Annotated in this window: 15 protein-coding genes; 6 read left to right on the top strand and 9 right to left on the bottom strand. The window is 72.7% G+C overall.

What is annotated here, in order from left to right; genetic code table 11:
• Positions 1 to 875, bottom strand: an 875-nt coding sequence (locus C1I95_RS22555) for a hypothetical protein (protein ID WP_111216370.1), incomplete at its 3' end; no start/stop codon positions are given.
• A gap of 244 nt (positions 876 to 1119) precedes the next feature.
• On the opposite strand from C1I95_RS22555, the gene C1I95_RS22560 reads away from it, so the two are divergent.
• Positions 1120 to 2352: an SUKH-3 domain-containing protein gene (locus C1I95_RS22560; protein ID WP_233513817.1), complete on the top strand. Its 1233-nt coding sequence runs from the start codon at positions 1120 to 1122 to the stop codon at positions 2350 to 2352.
• A 6-nt stretch (positions 2353 to 2358) separates the two neighbouring features.
• Here the strand turns inward: C1I95_RS22560 and C1I95_RS22565 are convergent, their stop codons facing one another.
• Positions 2359 to 3798 (bottom strand): aldehyde dehydrogenase family protein, encoded by a 1440-nt coding sequence (locus C1I95_RS22565; protein ID WP_111216374.1) that lies wholly within the window; start codon positions 3796 to 3798, stop codon positions 2359 to 2361.
• Between the two features lie 142 nt (positions 3799 to 3940).
• Here C1I95_RS22565 and C1I95_RS22570 point away from each other — a divergent pair, with 142 nt between their 5' ends.
• Together C1I95_RS22570 and gabT are read left to right on the top strand one after the other, a co-directional pair.
• Complete coding sequence (locus C1I95_RS22570) at positions 3941 to 5377, top strand: gamma-aminobutyraldehyde dehydrogenase (protein WP_111216376.1); 1437 nt, start codon at positions 3941 to 3943, stop codon at positions 5375 to 5377.
• Position 5378: 1 nt separating this feature from the next.
• Complete coding sequence (gene gabT, locus C1I95_RS22575) at positions 5379 to 6647, top strand: 4-aminobutyrate--2-oxoglutarate transaminase (RefSeq protein ID WP_111216378.1); 1269 nt, start codon at positions 5379 to 5381, stop codon at positions 6645 to 6647.
• A gap of 56 nt (positions 6648 to 6703) precedes the next feature.
• Here the strand turns inward: gabT and C1I95_RS22580 are convergent, their stop codons facing one another.
• The 7 genes from C1I95_RS22580 to C1I95_RS22605 form a co-directional block, all read right to left on the bottom strand.
• The gene (locus C1I95_RS22580; RefSeq protein ID WP_111216380.1) at positions 6704 to 7384 is read right to left on the bottom strand and encodes an RlpA-like double-psi beta-barrel domain-containing protein; all 681 of its coding nucleotides are present in this window, start codon (positions 7382 to 7384) and stop codon (positions 6704 to 6706) included.
• A gap of 145 nt (positions 7385 to 7529) precedes the next feature.
• Positions 7530 to 8165: a M15 family metallopeptidase gene (locus C1I95_RS22585; RefSeq protein WP_111216382.1), complete on the bottom strand. Its 636-nt coding sequence runs from the start codon at positions 8163 to 8165 to the stop codon at positions 7530 to 7532.
• Positions 8162 to 9289, bottom strand: a complete 1128-nt coding sequence (locus C1I95_RS22590) for a D-alanine--D-alanine ligase family protein (RefSeq protein WP_111216384.1) — start codon at positions 9287 to 9289, stop codon at positions 8162 to 8164. The genes C1I95_RS22585 and C1I95_RS22590 overlap by 4 nt, the downstream gene beginning before the upstream one ends.
• A gap of 23 nt (positions 9290 to 9312) precedes the next feature.
• The gene (locus C1I95_RS35900) at positions 9313 to 10329 is read right to left on the bottom strand and encodes a threonine ammonia-lyase (protein ID WP_199523860.1); all 1017 of its coding nucleotides are present in this window, start codon (positions 10327 to 10329) and stop codon (positions 9313 to 9315) included.
• Positions 10330 to 10348: 19 nt separating this feature from the next.
• On the bottom strand, positions 10349 to 11437 hold the full coding sequence (locus C1I95_RS35905) for an acyltransferase family protein (RefSeq protein WP_199523861.1): 1089 nt from the start codon (positions 11435 to 11437) through the stop codon (positions 10349 to 10351).
• Positions 11438 to 11573: 136 nt separating this feature from the next.
• Positions 11574 to 12632 carry a sensor histidine kinase gene (locus C1I95_RS22600; protein ID WP_111216386.1) on the bottom strand — a complete coding sequence of 353 codons (1059 nt, stop codon included), beginning with the start codon at positions 12630 to 12632 and terminating at the stop codon, positions 11574 to 11576.
• On the bottom strand, positions 12629 to 13294 hold the full coding sequence (locus tag C1I95_RS22605) for a response regulator transcription factor (RefSeq protein ID WP_111216388.1): 666 nt from the start codon (positions 13292 to 13294) through the stop codon (positions 12629 to 12631). Before C1I95_RS22605 ends, C1I95_RS22600 begins: the two co-directional genes overlap by 4 nt.
• 216 nt (positions 13295 to 13510) lie before the next feature.
• Between C1I95_RS22605 and C1I95_RS22610 the strand changes: the two genes are divergently transcribed.
• The 3 genes from C1I95_RS22610 to C1I95_RS22620 all read left to right on the top strand — a co-directional run bounded on the left by C1I95_RS22610 (position 13511) and on the right by C1I95_RS22620 (position 16888).
• A complete protein-coding gene (locus C1I95_RS22610; protein WP_111216390.1) occupies positions 13511 to 14812 on the top strand; it encodes a GAF domain-containing protein in 1302 nt (433 codons plus the stop codon).
• 40 nt (positions 14813 to 14852) lie between these two features.
• On the top strand, positions 14853 to 16358 hold the full coding sequence (gene adh / locus C1I95_RS22615) for an aldehyde dehydrogenase (RefSeq protein WP_111216392.1): 1506 nt from the start codon (positions 14853 to 14855) through the stop codon (positions 16356 to 16358).
• A 164-nt stretch (positions 16359 to 16522) separates the two neighbouring features.
• Positions 16523 to 16888, top strand: coding sequence for a DUF779 domain-containing protein (locus C1I95_RS22620; protein ID WP_111216394.1), 366 nt, complete (start codon positions 16523 to 16525; stop codon positions 16886 to 16888).
• The last annotated feature ends 3 nt before the right edge of the window (positions 16889 to 16891 follow it).

The raw sequence follows: 16891 nt of genomic DNA on the forward strand, positions 1-16891 counted from the left end.
GGCGGGACCGGCGTGGCACCCGGGCCAGGCCGGACGGGCGCGGTGCCCGGGCCGCCCGCGGAGCGGTAGGTGGTGCCGCCCGGGTTACCCGGCAACGGGCCGTCGAACTTCTCGCCGCCCTGCCGCCGATCCTTGCGGGAGCGGTGGATCAGCAGCCCGATGAGCAGCGCCCCGCCGGCGACCATGGCGATGCCGAAGTACATCACCGGCGAGCCGCCGGAGGATTCCTCGGCCGCCGAGGTGAGGTTGCCCGGACCGTCCGCGGCGAGCGCCACGGTCGGGCTGGCCTCGGCGGACGACTCCTCGGTGACGTCCTCACTCGGGGTCGGCGACGGCGACGGCGACGGTGACCGCGAAGGCGACGGCGACGGGGCGACCCGCCCGCCGACCACCCGGGACTCCGCCGCGTTCCGCCCCAGCAGGGCGCCCCTGGCCGTGGTGGCCTCGCCGGTCACGATCAGTCGGCCGCCCGGCGCGTCGGCGGCGAAGGCGAGGCGGTACCGCACCTTCACGCCCTTGCCCCGGCAGAGTTCGTCCTTGGCCGGGGCGATCGGGGCGGTGACCACCAGCCCCGCGTCGCCGGACACCGCCACCGGCACCCAGCCGTCCCCCACGTCGGCCTGCACCGCGATCTGGTCGGCCCGTACGCCGGGCAGGCTCAGACCCAGCGCGGTGCGCACCCGTACGCAGCCGTCGGTGCGCTTGCGCACCTCCACCGTCACGCCCTCGGCGGAACGGCCGGCGGTGAAGCTGCCCGCCGATCGCACCCGCACCCGGTCCTCGGCGGCGTGCGCGGGTGCCCCGCCGAGCACCACCAGGCCGCCCAGGAAGACGCAGACCGTCGCGAGGCGCGCCGCGTGGCGACGAACCGACATGATCAACCACCGTTCCTCCCCCAGACGGGGGAACCGCCGGTCAGGCTACTACCGGGGCCGGACGGCGGCTGGTCATCGAACTCCCCGGATGTGCGCCGCGCCACCCCGACAGATCACCGGTACGACGTCGACGACCGACCCGGCTCGTGCCGCTCGGCGCGGCAAACCGACCGTTCGGCTCACCGTCGGTAGGCCCGGCCGCACGGAGTGCCACCAAATCGCGTTGTCCGGTAGGTTCCCCGGTGTGATCGACCGCGACCAGGCCGAGCAGATCGCTGCCGTTTGGGCCCGTCGCGACTCGCTGCGTCTCGGGCACGAGTGCCGTCCCACCGTCGCGGAGTTCGACCTGGGGTACGTCATCACCTCCACGGCGTCCACGCAGGTCAGAGCGCTGCCCGGGGATCTTCCGACCAGTGTGGTCGACAAGCAGACCGGCGAGGTGACCACCTGGCCACGGGTGCCGCCCGAGGTGGTCGAGCGGCTCTACCGCCGCAGCCGACCCACCGGGCCACCGGTCGCCCGCACCGTGGACCCCGCCGGCCAGTTGCTGCGGGAGATCAGCCGGCTGCCCACACCGACCACGACGGCGCACCTCACCCTCGACGGGCGGATCTTCACCGCGCACGGCGCCAAGGGGGACGTGCAGCTCAACCACCATCCGCTGGTCCGCGCGTACCTCGACGAACTGCCCACCGGGCAACTGGTCCGCGGCGGCGAGCGGCACGCCGAGCTGGTCGTCGTCTCCGACGTCCTGCACGAGCACGACCACCGCCGCGCCGCCGAGGGCATCGCCCCGATGAGCATGGGCGACGCGAAGGACCTGCTGGAGTCCGCTCGGATCGAGGCGTTCCGGGTGCGCGAGCCGGGCGACCCGCACGGCGGGCCCACCGATCGGCCCTGCGATTCGTGCCTCCATCTGCTGGTGGACTTCAACGTCCTGCCGTGCTCCGAGCGGGCCGACCCGGTGGCCTGGTTGCCGGAGCCGGCCCCCGACCCGTCTCCGGGTCGTTTCCCACCGGAGGTCGCCCACGCTCTTGTCGCGGCCGGCTGGCGACCACACTTCGCCGACGAGGTGATGGCGAGGTCGGCCATCCACGACGTCGGTGCGGTCCGCGGCAGGACCCACGAGCACCCGACCTTCCCCGCCGTGACGGCCACCCTCACCGCCTTCCCGAGCCTGGTCGGCCGGCGGCAGGGCCCGGGTCAGCAGGTGTGGATCTCCCGCTTCGACATCCGTCCCCGCCAGGTCGCCCACACCGCCGACTCGCTCGCCGACTTCGCGGCGGTGATCGGCGCGCGCCTGTTCCCGATCGGCACGGAAGATCAGCACAGCATCATCGCGGTGGACGAGCACGGCCGGATCTTCGCGCTGGACCAGGCCGGCGAGTGGTTCCTCGGGGCGGACATCGACGCCGCACTCACCACCCTGCTGCTCGGTCGCGCCCCGGCCCGGGTACGCGACGACGGCACCTGGTGAGGCGCGCTACAGCTGGACGCCGGTGAGGACGGTGACCCGGGGGTCGGTGTAGTCGTCCATGGCGCTGCGCAGCCCCTCCCGGCCCACGCCGCTGCCCTTCATCCCGCCGTACGGCATCTGGTCGGCGCGGTACGACGGCACGTCGCCGACGATCACGCCACCCACCTCCAGGGTCCGCGCCGCCGCGAAGGCAACGTCGAGCCGGCGGGTGAAGACCCCGGCCTGAAGGCCGTACGCCGAGTCGTTGACGGCGGCGAAGCCGGCCTTGTCGTCCTCGACCCGGTCCACGACGAGCACCGGCCCGAAGACCTCCTCGGTGCAGACCTTGGCGTCCTTCGGCACTCCACTGAGGACGGTCGGGGGGTAGGTCGCGCCGTCCCGCCGACCGCCCGTCTCGATGGTGGCGCCGGCCGCCACCGCCTCGTCCACCCACGCCTCCACCCGGCGCGCGGCCTCCTCGGAGACCAGCGGGCCGACGTCGGTCAGCGGGTCCGACGGGTCGCCGGTGCGAAGTTCGCGCACGGCCGCGACCAGCCGGGGCAGGAAACCGTCGTAGAGCCACTCGTGCACGTAGACCCGCTGCACGGCAATGCAGGACTGCCCGGCCTGGTAGTTGGAGAAGGTGGCGATCCGGTGGGCGGCGAACGTGAGGTCCTCGCCGTCGGCCCAGTCCTCGCAGATCAACGCCGCGGCGTTGCCGCCCAGCTCCAGCGTCACGTGCTTCTCCGGCGCCGACCGGCGGATGGCCGCGCCGACCGGCCCGGAGCCGGTGAACGAGACCACCGGCAGCCGGGGGTCGGTGACCAGCTCGGCGGCGCGCTCGTTGGGCAGCGGCAGCACCGAGAACATCCCGGCCGGCAGCTCGGTCTCGGCCAGGATCTCGCCGAGCAGCAGCGCCGACAGCGGGGTGGCCGGTGCCGGCTTGACCACGATGGGCGCGCCGACCGCGATCGCGGGGGCGACCTTGTGGGCCACCAGGTTCAGCGGGAAGTTGAACGGGGCGATGCCCAGCACCGGCCCCTTGGGCACCCGCCGCACCAGCGCGATGCGGCCGGTCGCGGCGGGGTCGGTGTCGAGCCGTTGCAGTTCTCCGGAGAAGCGCCGCGCCTCCTCGGCCGCCCACCGGAAGGTGGACACCGCCCGGCCGACCTCGGCGCGAGCCCATTTGACCGGTTTGCCGTTCTCGGCGGTGATCAGCGCCGCGATCTCCTCGGCCCGCTCGGCGAGCCGGCGCGAGACGTGGTCCAGCGCGGCGGCACGGGCGTGCGCGGGCAGCGCGGCGGCCGTGGCGGCCACCTCGGCCGCCGCCGCCACGGCCGCTTCGACCTGCTCAGCGGTGGCGAGGGTGGTACGCCCGACCGGGCGCCCGTCGTACGGGTGATGGACAGTCACCTCGTCAACACCGTGGGTGGGACGACCGGCGACGAAGAACGGTGTGGGCTCCACGTTCGGCAGCGTAGACCACCGACAAGCCGACGGAAACAGTCGCCTCAACCCTTGTCTGCCGCGAATTCAGTAGCGAAGATGGCAAGAAGATTGCGATAACCGCCGCAGCGCGACCCCCCGTACCCCTCGGAGTGATCCAGTTATGAGTGACCAGCAGAAGCTGCGCAACTTCGTCAACGGCGAGTACGTCGAGCCGGCCGACGGTGGCTACGCCGACCTGATCGACCCGTGTACCGGGGAGGTCTTCGCCCAGGCCCCGGTCTCGGGTGCCGCCGACGTCGACGCGGCCATGAAGGCCGCCGCCACCGCGTTCGAGAGCTGGCGGGACAGCACTCCGGCCGAGCGGCAGAAGGCGCTGCTCAAGCTCGCCGACGCGGTCGAGGCCCGGGCCGCCGACCTGGTCGACGCCGAGGTACGCAACACCGGCAAGCCCCGGCAGCTCACCGCCGACGAGGAACTGCCGCCCGCGGTCGACGAGTTCCGGTTCTTCGCCGGTGCCGCCCGGCTGCTGGAGGGCCGCTCGGCCGGCGAGTACATGGCCGGGCACACCTCGTACGTGCGGCGCGAGCCGATCGGCGTCTGCGCCCAGGTCACTCCGTGGAACTACCCGCTGATGATGGCGGTCTGGAAGATCGCCCCCGCGCTCGCCGCCGGCAACACGGTCGTGCTCAAGCCCTCGGACACCACGCCGGTGTCGACGCTGCTGCTGGCCGAGATCGCCGCCGAGTACCTGCCGCCGGGCGTGTTCAACGTGGTCTGCGGCGACCGGGACACCGGCCGCGCGCTCGTCGCGCACCCCACCCCGCAACTGGTGTCGATCACCGGCTCGACCCGGGCCGGCATGGAGGTCGCCGCGGCCGCCGCGCCCGACCTCAAGCGGACCCACCTGGAGCTGGGCGGCAAGGCGCCGGTGGTGATCTTCGACGACGCCGACATCGCGGCGGCGGCCGAGGCCATCGCGGTCGGCGGCTACTTCAACGCCGGCCAGGACTGCACGGCGGCCACCCGGGTGCTCACCGCTCCCGGCGTGCACGAGGACTTCGTCGCCGCCCTCACCGAGCAGGCCCGCAACACCAGGACCGGCGCGCCGGACGACGCGGACGTGCTCTACGGCCCGCTGAACAACGCCAACCAGCTCGCCCGGGTACGCGGCTTCCTCGACCGGCTGCCGGACCACGCCTCGGTCCAGACCGGCGGCGCACAGGTGGGTGAGCGCGGCTACTTCTACGCCCCCACCGTCGTCTCCGGCGTCCGGCAGGACGACGAGATCATCCAGGACGAGGTGTTCGGGCCGGTCATCACCGTGCAGCGGTTCTCCGACGAGGACGAGGCGGTGCGTTGGGCCAACGGCGTCGACTACGGCCTGTCCGCCTCCGTCTGGACGAAGGACCACGGTCGGGCGATGCGGATGACTCGCCGGCTCGACTTCGGCTGCGTCTGGGTGAACACCCACATCCCGTTCATCTCCGAGATGCCGCACGGCGGCTTCAAGCACTCCGGGCACGGCAAGGACCTCTCGGTCTACAGCCTGGAGGACTACACCCGGATCAAGCACGTCATGCACAACATCGAGGGCTGAGATGTCGTCTGAGGAACTGCACAAGCGGCGGAGCACTGCCGTCGCCCGGGGCGTCGGCAGCGTCATCCCGGCCTACGTGGACCACGCGTCCGGTGGCACCATCACCGACGTCGAGGGCCGCGAGTGGATCGACTTCGCCGCCGGCATCGCGGTCACCAACGTGGGCAACTCCGCCCCGAAGGTGGTCGAGGCGGTACGGGCGCAGGTCGAGCGCTTCACCCACACCTGCTTCATGGTCGCGCCGTACGAGTCGTACGTGGCGGTCTGCGAGCAGCTCAACGCGCTGACCCCGGGCGACTTCGAGAAGCGCTCGGCGCTGTTCAACTCCGGCGCCGAGGCGGTGGAGAACGCCGTGAAGATCGCCCGGCACGCCACCGGGCGGCCGGCGGTGGTGGTCTTCGACCACGCGTACCACGGCCGGACCAACCTGACCATGGCGTTGACGGCGAAGAACATGCCGTACAAGCACCGGTTCGGGCCGTTCGCCGGGGAGATCTACCGGGTGCCGATGTCGTACCCGCTGCGCGACGGCGGCCTCGACGGCACCACCGCCGCGGCCCGCGCCATCGAGCTGGTGGAGAAGCAGGTCGGCGCGGAGAACGTGGCCGCCCTGCTGATCGAGCCGATCCAGGGCGAGGGCGGCTTCGTCGTACCGGCGGAGGGCTTCCTGCCGGCGCTGCGCCAGTGGGCGACGGCGACCGGGGTGGTCTTCATCGCCGACGAGATCCAGACCGGCTTCTGCCGTACCGGCGACTGGTTCGCCTGCCAGCACGAGGGGGTCGAGCCGGATCTGATCACCCTGGCCAAGGGCATCGCCGGTGGGCTGCCCCTGGCCGCGGTGACCGGCCGGGCGGAACTGATGGACGCGGTGCACATCGGCGGCCTCGGCGGCACGTACGGCGGCAACCCGATCGCCTGCGCCGGTGCCCTCGCGGCCATCGAGACCATGCACGAGCTGGACCTGGCCGCCGCGGCCCGGCGGATCGAGTCGGTCATGGGCGACCGGCTGCGGGACATCGCCGCCCGTGACCCGCGCATCGCCGAGGTACGCGGCCGGGGTGCGATGCTCGCGGTCGAGATCGTTCAGCCCGGCACGCTCACCCCGGACCCGGCCGCCACGGCGGCGGTCTCGGCGGCCTGCCACGCCGCCGGCCTGCTCACCCTCACCTGCGGCACGTACGGCAACGTGCTGCGTTTCCTGCCTCCGCTGGTGATCTCCGACGACGAGCTGGCCCGCGGCCTGGACATCCTCGACGCCGCGTTCGGCTGACGGCCGGTCGGGTGGGTGCCGCGTCCGCACCGCGCGGCACCCACCCGACCCTCGAATCAGCGCAGCACCTCGACGGTGTTGTTGCGCACCAGGTTCTTGCCCGGCTCCCGGATCTGTTCCATCGCGGCGGAGTTCAGCAGCACGCAACTGCCCGACGGACCGGTCACCGTCACCGTGGTCGCCTTGTTGTTGTCCAGGTTGGTCACCCGCAACCGGGTGCCCGCCGGGAACTGGTTACTGGTGGCGGCCGGCCCGGCGGCCTCGTCGAAGAACGTGATCGCCCCCTGGCAGGCCGACCTCGGAGCCGGCCGACCGGCCGGCGGCGAGACCGAGCCCGGCCGGTCACCGACCGCGTCCGGTCGTCCCGCACCCGGCTGGGCCACCGCGCCGCCCACCCGCTCGACCACGTTGCGCCGGATCACGTTCTTCCCCGGCTCGCGGACCAGTTCCATAGCGGCCGAGTTGAGCAGCACACAGCTGCCCGAAGGGCCGACGACGGTCACCTCCGCCGCTTTGTTGTTGTCCAGGTTGGTCACCCGCAGCCGGGTCCCGACCGGGAACTGGTTACTGGTGGCGGCCGGCGCACCGCCCTCGGCCGAGAACGTGATCGACCCCGGGCAGACGCTCTGCCCGGTCGGTGCGCTGTCGGCGAACCCGAGCCCGGTACCCACCGCCACGGCCGCCGTGGCGACCACCGCCACCCCCGCCGCCAGCACATGCTTCCGCTGCAGCTTCACCTGTTTCCTCCCGTCCTCACCGCCTGCGTTCAGGTGCTGGTACGGCCTGGGAGCGTTAACCAGTTCAGCGCAGTGACGCGTATCGAAAACAAAGTTTCGATTGAACGACTCGGCCGGCCGTTCGGCCGAGGGCCGGAGCGGCCGTTCACACCGGGCCGTAGCGGGTGTGCGGCGCCCCGGTCAACAACGCCCAGTACCGGTCGCCGTAGGACCAGTGCCACCACTCGGTGGGGTAGTTGACCAGGCCCGCACCGGTCAACGCGCCGACCAGGATCCGCCGGTGCCGGCGGGCGACGGCACTGATCGTCGGCGCGGCGGTGAAGCAGGCGTTCCGGCTGGCCTCGGGAGTGGCGTCCACCGCCGTACCCATGTCCAGTTCGGTACCGTCGCCGGTGCAGAGAGTGAGGTCCACCGCACCGCCGGTGCTGTGCGGCGCCACCTCGACCGGCGAGACGAACTTGGTGGTCTCCTCGTACACCCGCTCCGGCGACCACTCCGGGTGGCTGCGGCGCAACTCGTCGTGATAGCCGGTGAAGATGTCCAACTGTGCCTGGTAGGGCCGGTATCCCTCGATCACCAGCAGGTGCAGCCCGTCGGGCAGCGCGTTCTGCGCGGTCAGCAACCGGTCGACCACCCCCTTGCGCAGCCGGGCGTACGCCGCGGCGGCATCGGCCGCCCGCCCGTCCAACCGCAGCTCGGGCACCTGACGCAGGTCGATCAGTGGCTCGCCGTCGTCGGCACCGGGCACCGCCGCGACGCGCGGGTCGCAGAGCAGGATCACCGCTGGTCTCCCGCGCCGGTGGGGCGGTCCGCGTACCGGGCGAAGGCGAGCGCGACCAACCGGTCCACGATCTCCCGATAGCCGACGCCGGCCGCCGCCCACACCTTCGGGTACATCGAGTGCGCGGTGAAGCCGGGCATGGTGTTCAGCTCGTTGACGTACAACTCGCCGGCCGTCTCGTCGTAGAGGAAGTCGACCCGGGCCAGCCCCCACCCGCCGATCGCGGCGAACGCGCGCACCGACAACTCCCGGATCCGCTCGGTCACGTCGTCCGGCAGTGCCGCCGGCACGACCATGGGATCGACGTCACCGAGGTACTTCTGCCGGTAGTCGAACCAGCCCCCGCTCACCCGCACCTCGCCGACCGCCGACGCCTGCGGGCGTGCCCCGCCCAGCACCCCGCACTCCAACTCCCGGCCGGTCACCCCCTGCTCGACCACGACGAGGTTGTCGTGCCGCAGCGCCTCCTCGACCGCCGTCGCCAGGTCGTCGCCGTCCGCCACCCGGGAGATGCCGATCGAGGAGCCCATCCGGGCCGGCTTGACGAACAGCGGCCGGCGCAGGCCCACCACCAACTTCTCCGGATCCTCGGTGGCCCGGTAGGTCTGCCCGTCGAAGGAGACGTGCGGCGTGATCGGCACTCCCTCGGCCCGCAGCGCCCGCTTCATCGCCACCTTGTCCATGCCGACCGCGGAGGCGAGGATGCCGCACCCCACGTACGGCACGCCCAGCGATTCGAGCAATCCCTGCACCACGCCGTCCTCGCCGTACGGCCCGTGCAGGACGGGAAAGACCACGTCCAGCTCGGCGTGCACCGCGCCGGGCGCGTCCACCGAAGTGACAAGCGCGGTGCCCCGCCGCCGCCCGACCCGCAGTTCCACGGCCGGCCCGGTGACCGTCAGCCGGTCGTCGATGGCGCGGTCCGCACCCGTGCCGGCGAGGAAGCCGGCCAGCGCCGCGTCCGGCACGAGCCGGAACCGGCCGCTACGGGTGACCCCGATGGCGACGACGCGGTACCCGCCGTCGGCGAGCGCCCTGGCCACGCCCAGTGCGGAGGCGCACGACACCTCGTGCTCCGCCGACGGCCCACCGAACAAAATGCCGATCCGAACGTTGTGCCCCATGTCGTCCCCTTGCCGTCGCTCGTTCATGCCGCCGCTTCCGCTCTGGGTCGGGCGGAGGTCGCCAGCCGGGCGACCAGGTCCGCCTCCACGTTTCCGCCGGTCAGCACCACACCGACCGTCCGCTGCCCGCCGTCGCCGGCGGCCGTGAGGCGCAGCGCGCCGGCCAGGCCGGCCGCGCCGGACGGTTCGGCCAGCACCTTCAGTTCCAACAGGAGTAGCCGGAACGCCTCGGCGATCTCCTCGTCGTCCACCCGGACCACACCCCGCAGCCGAGTCCGCAGAATGGCGAACGGCAGCTCGCCCACACAGGACGGACGCAGACCGTCGGCGATCGTCGGCGCCGGCTGCACCGGGGTCGGTCGACCGGCAGCCAGGCTGCGGGCCAGCGAGTCACAGCCGACCGGCTCCACGCCGTACACCTCGATCGGCCGGCCGGCAGCGGCCAGGCAGGCGCCGGCGACGCCGCCGCCCCCGCCGACGGGCAGCACCAACGCGTCCAGCGGGGTGCCCGCCCGTTCGGCCTCCTCGATCAGTTCGAGGCTGGCGCTGCCCTGGCCGGCGATGACGTCCGGGTGGTCGTACGCGTCGACGATGGGGTGGCCGGTCTCGTCGCTGATCCGGCGGGCCACGGCCAGCCGCTCCTCCACGGTGGAGCCGGCGAGGACCACTCGGGCCCCCGCCGCACGGGCCCGCGCGACCTTCGTCGGTGCCGCGTCGACCGGGAGCACCACCGTGGCGGCCATCTCGTGTCGACGGGCCGCCAGGGCCACCGCGACGGCGTGGTTGCCGGTGCTCTGCGCGACCACACCGGCGTGTCCGGCGGTGGCGAGCCGACCGACCGCGTACAACCCGCCACGCATCTTGTACGAGCCACCGGCCTGTAGGTTCTCCGCCTTCAACAGCACCCGGGCGCCGGCCAGCCGGTCGATCGCCGGGGAGCGCAACAACGGCGTACGCACCACCTGGCCGTCGAGCCATCGGGCGGCCACTGCCACGTCGACCTGTGCCGGGACGGGCCCGGGCGGATCTGTATGGGACATGTCTTCTCCCTTGTCGGTGTCAAGCGGTGCGGCGCGAGGCGGGCAGGTCGAACAGCCACGTCGCGCGGACCGCCAGTAGCACCCGGTGCAGGCCGAGGCTGAGCGCCAGCACCAGGACGGTGAGCGAGAACGGGAAGCCGAACGCCAACGCGAGCCGGGCGGAATCGCCCAGGCCGGCGACCGGGTCGGCGATCAGCCGGTGCAGCAGCGCCAGCACCGGCATGTGGATCACGTAGATCGGCAGCGTCTGGCGGCCGACGGCGGCCAGCGGCTCGCCGACCACCCGCCACCGGGCCAGTCGGACCGCCGCGGCGATGCCGAACAGCACCCCGACGGCGGAGACCAGCGGTGCCACGCCGGGCACCCGCGCGGCACCGGTCGCCGCCACGGCGGCCAGCGCGACGACGTACGCGCCCGCCGCCAGCAGCAGGCGCCGGCCGGTCACCGCCTCCGCCCACCGCTGGACATACCGGCGCAGATGCAGTCCGGCGAGGAAGAACACCAGGTTCTGGTAGAGCCCAGCCCGGTTGCCGGGGGTGTCGAGCAGCCCCACCGACGCGACCGCGCTCAGCGCACCCGCACCGACCAACAGCACCGCGGGATGGACCCGCCGCAGCGCCTTGGCCAGCAGGAAGTAGAGCGCCAACGCGTACAGGTACCAGAGGTTGGACGGGGTGACCGTGAGCTGTGCCAGCAACTCACCTGGGCTGGTCGCCCGATCGGTCGGAAAGCCCGGCGCGAGGGCCAGCACGGCGGTGTGGATCAGCAGCCAGACGCCGTACAGGTAGAGGAAACGGGCGATCCGGGGCCGCCCGACCGCCCGCCACGGCCGTTGCACGGCGCTCGCCGCGAACATCCCGGAGATGGTGAAGAACAGCGGCATCCGCATCGGCAGCAGCAGCTCACCGAGTGTCCCCCAGACGCCCGCCACGGGCAGGTCGAGCCGCCAGTCGATCTGGAGGTAGTCCTTCATGATCACGTGCCACAGCAGGACCAGGAGGATGCAGCCACCCTTCGCGACGTCCGCCCACGCCAACCGGCCGCCGGACGCTTCGACACCGGCCGACCTGGCGTCGACGCCCGACGCGGCGTGGTCACGGGTACGCACGAAGGTCTCCTCTCTTTCGGCAAACACGGGCGGTTGCGGGCACGCCGGATCCGATTTCGGGCACGGCGAGGGCCGGGGTGCCGCATCGCGCGGCCCCGTCGGGGTGGGCTGAGGTGTGTCTGCCGGCCAGGCCGGGTCAGGGGGCGTCGGGTAGCTGCACGTCGATCCGCAGCCCGCCGTCCTCGGCGGGCCGGGCCGCGATCAGGCCGTCGTGCGCCTGGGTGATCGAGCGGGCGATGGCCAGGCCGAGACCGGCTCCGCCACTGTGGTTGGTGCGGTCCCGGGCCAGCCGGCGGAACGGCTCGAAGAGCCCGGCCACCGCCTCGGCCGGCACCACCTGTCCGGTGTTGACCACGGTCAGGGCCGGATTCTGCCCGACCGTGACGGTGAGCGTGCCGTCCGGCCGGTTGTACTTGATCGCGTTCTCCACCAGGTTGGTCACCAGGCGTTCCAGCAACACCCGCTCGCCCATCACGAGCCGGGGGGCGAGGTGGGTCTGCACGGCCACCCCGGCCTCCGCGGCCCGGTCCCGGTACGCGGCGAGCACGGTGCTGACGATCTCGTCGAGGCGCTGCGGGGTGCGGGAGCGCAGCCCCTGGTCGCTCTCGCTGAGCGCGAGCAGCCCCTCGATGAGCCGCTCGTTGCGCTCGTTGGTCTCCAGCAGCTGGCCGGTCATCAGCTCCAGTTGCTCCCCGGTGAGCGACCGGGCCATGCCGACCTCGATCAACGTCCGCTGCACCGCCAGCGGCGTACGCAGCTCGTGCGAGGCGTTCGCCGCGAACCGCCGCTGCCCCTCGTACCCGGCGGCGATCCGCTCCATCATCTCGTCGATCGACCGGGCCAGCCGGGCCACCTCGTCGTTGCCGCGCGGCCGGAGCCGGTGGCCGAGGTTCTGCGGCCCGACGTGCGCGATCGGCCCGGCGAGATCCCGCACCGGGCGCAGGCACCACACCGCGGCGAGCCAGATCCCCGCCACCGCGAGCACGAGCGCGCCCGCTCCGGTCAGCGGCAGGGCCAGGACGGCGAGATCCCGCGCCGGCTGGCACACCAGGCCGGATCCGATCAGCCCCTGGTTACAGAGCCCCTGGGCCCAGAACCACACCTGGCTCAGCACCGCCCCGGTCAGACCGGGGAGGGCGTACCCGCCGAGGAGGGCGAGCACGCCGACCAGCACGACCCTCCGGCGCGGCGTCACCGGTCACCGCCGATCCGGTAACCGGCCCGGGGCACGGTGTGGATGATCTGCGGCGCGCCGAGCTTCTTGCGCAGCGTCATCACGGTGACCCGCACGGTGTTGGTGAACGGGTCGGCGAACTCGTCCCACGCCTGTTCCAGCAGTTCCTCCGCGCTGACCACCCGCCCAGCGGCGCGCATCAGGACGTGCAGCACGGCGAACTCCTTCGGGCTCAGGCCGACCGGCCGGCCGTCCCGGGTGACCGTGTGCCGGGCCACGTCCAACGCGATGCCGTGCTGCTCCAGCACCGGCGGCACCGCCGGTGCGGACCGCCGGCCGAGCGCCTGCACCCGGGCGACCAGCTCGGCGAAGGCGAACGGCTTGGTCAGGTAGTCGTCGGCCCCCAGCCCGAGGCCCTCCACCCGGTCCCGGATCCCGGCGGCGGCGGTGAGCAGCAGCACCCGGGTGCCGGAATCGGAACCGGCGAGGCTGCGGCACACCTCGTCGCCGGTGTGCCCGGGCATGTCCCGGTCGAGCACGGCCACGTCGTACCGGTTCACCCCGATCCGCTCCAACGCGCCGTCGCCGTCGTAGCAGACGTCGACCGCCATCGATAGTCGACGCAGCCCTTCGGCGACCATGTCCGCCAGCAGCCGCTCGTCGTCCGCCACCAACACCCGCACGCTTCCGCTCCCCGTGGTCCGTCAATGTCGGGCATACGTTCTCAGGCAGGAGTTAAGAGTTCTGTAAGCGCCTGCCACAGCAATCCTCCACGGCACCGCCGCAGGGACAAATACGGGCAAGTGATACCGTGACGCTGGGGCCTTCCGAGCCGTCCGTCCGCCCACACTTGGCGATCGGGGGTGAGCTGGGTCACCATGGGCGCGAGGAGGTCGCCCGTGGCCGACCCGTGGCTCGCCCTGGAATTCGGCGTCGATCCGGCAGAGCGGATCGCGCAGGTCGGTGCCGCCCACGAGGCGTTCCTCACCGGCGGCACGGAGGCGGCCCGGCGCACCGACCGGCACCTCCGCGACGTGGTGGCGCACTCCTGGCGCCGCTCGGCCGGGCTGCTCGACCCGGAGGCCACCCCGCCCGTCGAGCTGACCGACGACGCCCTGGCCAGCTACCGCGCGGCCCATCCCCTCGCCCGGGTCCTGCCCCTCTTCCGCGACCTGCTCGGCGGCATCGCCACCGACGGCGCCCACCTGATGGCGGTCTGCGACGCGCACGGACGGCTGCTCTGGGTCGAGGGCCACCCCGGCGTGCTCCGGCACGCCGAGCGGATGAACTTCGTCCCCGGTGCCCGCTGGGACGAGACGCACGCCGGCACCAACGCACCCGGCACCGCCCTGGCGGTCGACCACAGCGTGCAGATCTTCGCCACCGAACACTTCGCCCGACCGGTGCAGCGGTGGACCTGCGCCGCCGCGCCGATCCACGACCCGGCCAGCGGGCGCCTGCTCGGCGCGATCGACATCACCGGCGGCGACCACCTGGCCACCCCGCAGAGCCTCGCCCTGGTCCGGGCCACCGCCCGGGCTGCCGAGGCGCAACTCGCCGCCGACCGGCCGGTCGAGCCGGGCGTCGGGCACGTCGCCGCGCTCGGCCGGGACGAGGCGGAACTGCGGGTGGACGGGCGCCGCATCCGGCTCGGCCGCCGGCACAGCGAGCTGCTCGTACTGCTGCTCGACCATCCCGAGGGGCGCACCGGCGAACAGCTCGGCCTCGACCTCTACGGCGACGACCGACTGCACCCGGTCACCCTGCGCGCCGAACTGTCCCGGCTGCGCCGGGTGCTCGGGCCCGAGCTGCTCGACTCCCGCCCCTACCGGCTGCGCGGCACCGTCCGCGCCGACTTCCGAACCGTCACCGAACTGCTGGCGGGCGGCGATCCGGCGGGGGCGCTCGACGCGTACGCCGGATCGCTGCTGCCCGGCTCCGACGCGCCGGGAGTGACGCGACTGCGCCGGCTGGTCGACGGCCAGCTGCGCGCGGCCGTGCTGGCGACCGGGGACCCGGCGCTGCTCGCGGCCTGGACCGCGACGCCCGCCGGGGCCGACGACCTGGCCGCCTGGCAGGTCCTGGCCCGGGCGTTGCCGCCGGGCGCGCCCCGCCGGCCGCTCGCCGTGGCGCGGATCCGCCAGCTCAGCCTCGAGTACGGCCTGCCGCACGCAACGTCGCTGCAACGTACCGGTAACTAGCCTCCCGCCATCACCACCACATCCACGGCGGAGGTGCACCATGACGCGCTACGACGCGCCCACCCACTGGCAGTCCCGCTACGACCACTTCATCGGCGGCGAGTACGTCAAGCCGCACGGCGGTAAGTACTTCGAGAACCCCACCCCGGTGACCGGGCAGACCTTCTGCGAGGTGGCCCGGGGCACCGCCGCGGACGTCGAGAAGGCCCTCGACGCCGCGCACGGCGCCGCCGACGCCTGGGGCCGCACCCCGGTCGCCGAACGGGCGCTGATCCTCAACCGGATCGCCGACCGGATGCAGGAGAACCTGGAATCCCTGGCCGTCGCGGAGACCTGGGAGAACGGCAAGCCGGTACGCGAGACCCTGGCCGCCGACATCCCGCTCGCGATCGACCATTTCCGCTACTTCGCCGGAGCGATCCGGGCCCAGGAGGGGTCGCTGGGCGAGCTGGACGACGACACCGTCGCGTACCACTTCCACGAGCCGCTCGGCGTGGTCGGGCAGATCATCCCGTGGAACTTCCCGATCCTCATGGCGACCTGGAAGCTGGCCCCGGCGCTCGCCGCCGGCAACGCGGTGGTGCTCAAGCCGGCCGAGCAGACCCCCGCCTCGATCCACTACTGGCTGTCGCTGGTGGCCGACCTGCTGCCGCCCGGCGTGGTCAACATCGTCAACGGCTTCGGCGTCGAGGCGGGCAAACCCCTCGCCTCCTCGCCCCGGGTGGCCAAGGTCGCCTTCACCGGCGAGACCACCACCGGGCGGCTGATCATGCAGTACGCCAGCGAGAACATCAAACCGGTCACCCTGGAACTGGGCGGCAAGAGCCCGAACATCTTCTTCGACGACGTGAGTGCCGCCTCGGACGACTTCCTGGACAAGGCGCTCGAAGGATTCACCATGTTCGCCCTCAACCAGGGCGAGGTCTGCACATGCCCGTCCCGGGCGCTGATCCAGCAGGGCCACTACTCCGACTTCCTGGCCGCGGCCGTTTCCCGCACGACGGCGATCAAGCAGGGCCACCCACTGGACACCGACACCATGATCGGGGCCCAGGCGTCCAACGACCAGCTGGAGAAGATCCTCTCCTACCTGGACATCGGCCGGCAGGAGGGCGCTCGCGTCCTGGCCGGCGGCTCCCGCGCCGATCTGGGCGGCGAGCTGTCCGGCGGCTACTACGTGGAGCCGACCATCTTCGAGGGCGACAACTCGATGCGGATCTTCCAGGAGGAGATCTTCGGCCCGGTGGTCTCGGTGACCTCCTTCGCCGACCTGGACGACGCCGTGAAGATCGCCAACGACACGCTCTACGGGCTGGGTGCCGGTGTCTGGACCCGGGACATGAACACCGCGTACCGGGCCGGGCGGGCGATCCAGGCCGGTCGGGTGTGGACCAACTGCTACCACGCGTACCCGGCGCACGCCGCGTTCGGCGGATACAAGCAGTCCGGCATCGGCCGGGAGAACCACAAGATGATGCTGGAGCACTACCAGCAGACCAAGAACCTGCTGGTCAGCTACTCCCCGAAGAAGCTGGGCTTCTTCTGATGAGCGCCCCGGACGGCGCGGCCCACCGGGCCGCGCCGGCCCCCGGCCCTGTGCAGGTGCCGGCCCCCGGCCCTGTGCAGGTGCCGGCGCCCGGCCCTGTGCAGGTGCCGGCCGGGGCGACGAGGGCAGCTGCGGCGCCGCTGCGTCGGGCCGAGCCGTCGCCGGTGTCCGTCGCTCCCGCCGCCCCGCCGACGGTCTCGGTGACCCCGGCGGCGGCCGAGCTGATCCGTTCGCTGCGGGGGCAGCACGGTCCGCTGATGTTCCACCAGTCCGGCGGCTGTTGCGACGGCAGCGCCCCGATGTGCTACCCGGCCGGCGAGTTCCGCACCGGTTCGTCCGACGTCCTGCTGGCGGCTCTGGAAATCGAGGGGGTTGCAGAGCCGGTGGAGTTCTGGATGTCGGCGGCCCAGTGGCAGCTGTGGAAGCACACCCGCCTAACCGTCGACGTGGTCCCCGGCCGAGGCAGCGGCTTCTCCCTAGAAGCCCCCGAAGGCCTCCGCTTCTTAACCCGCTCCCACCTCCTCACCTAACCC

This window comes from Micromonospora craterilacus (genome assembly GCF_003236315.1).
Taxonomy (GTDB): Bacteria; Actinomycetota; Actinomycetes; order Mycobacteriales; family Micromonosporaceae; genus Micromonospora; species Micromonospora craterilacus.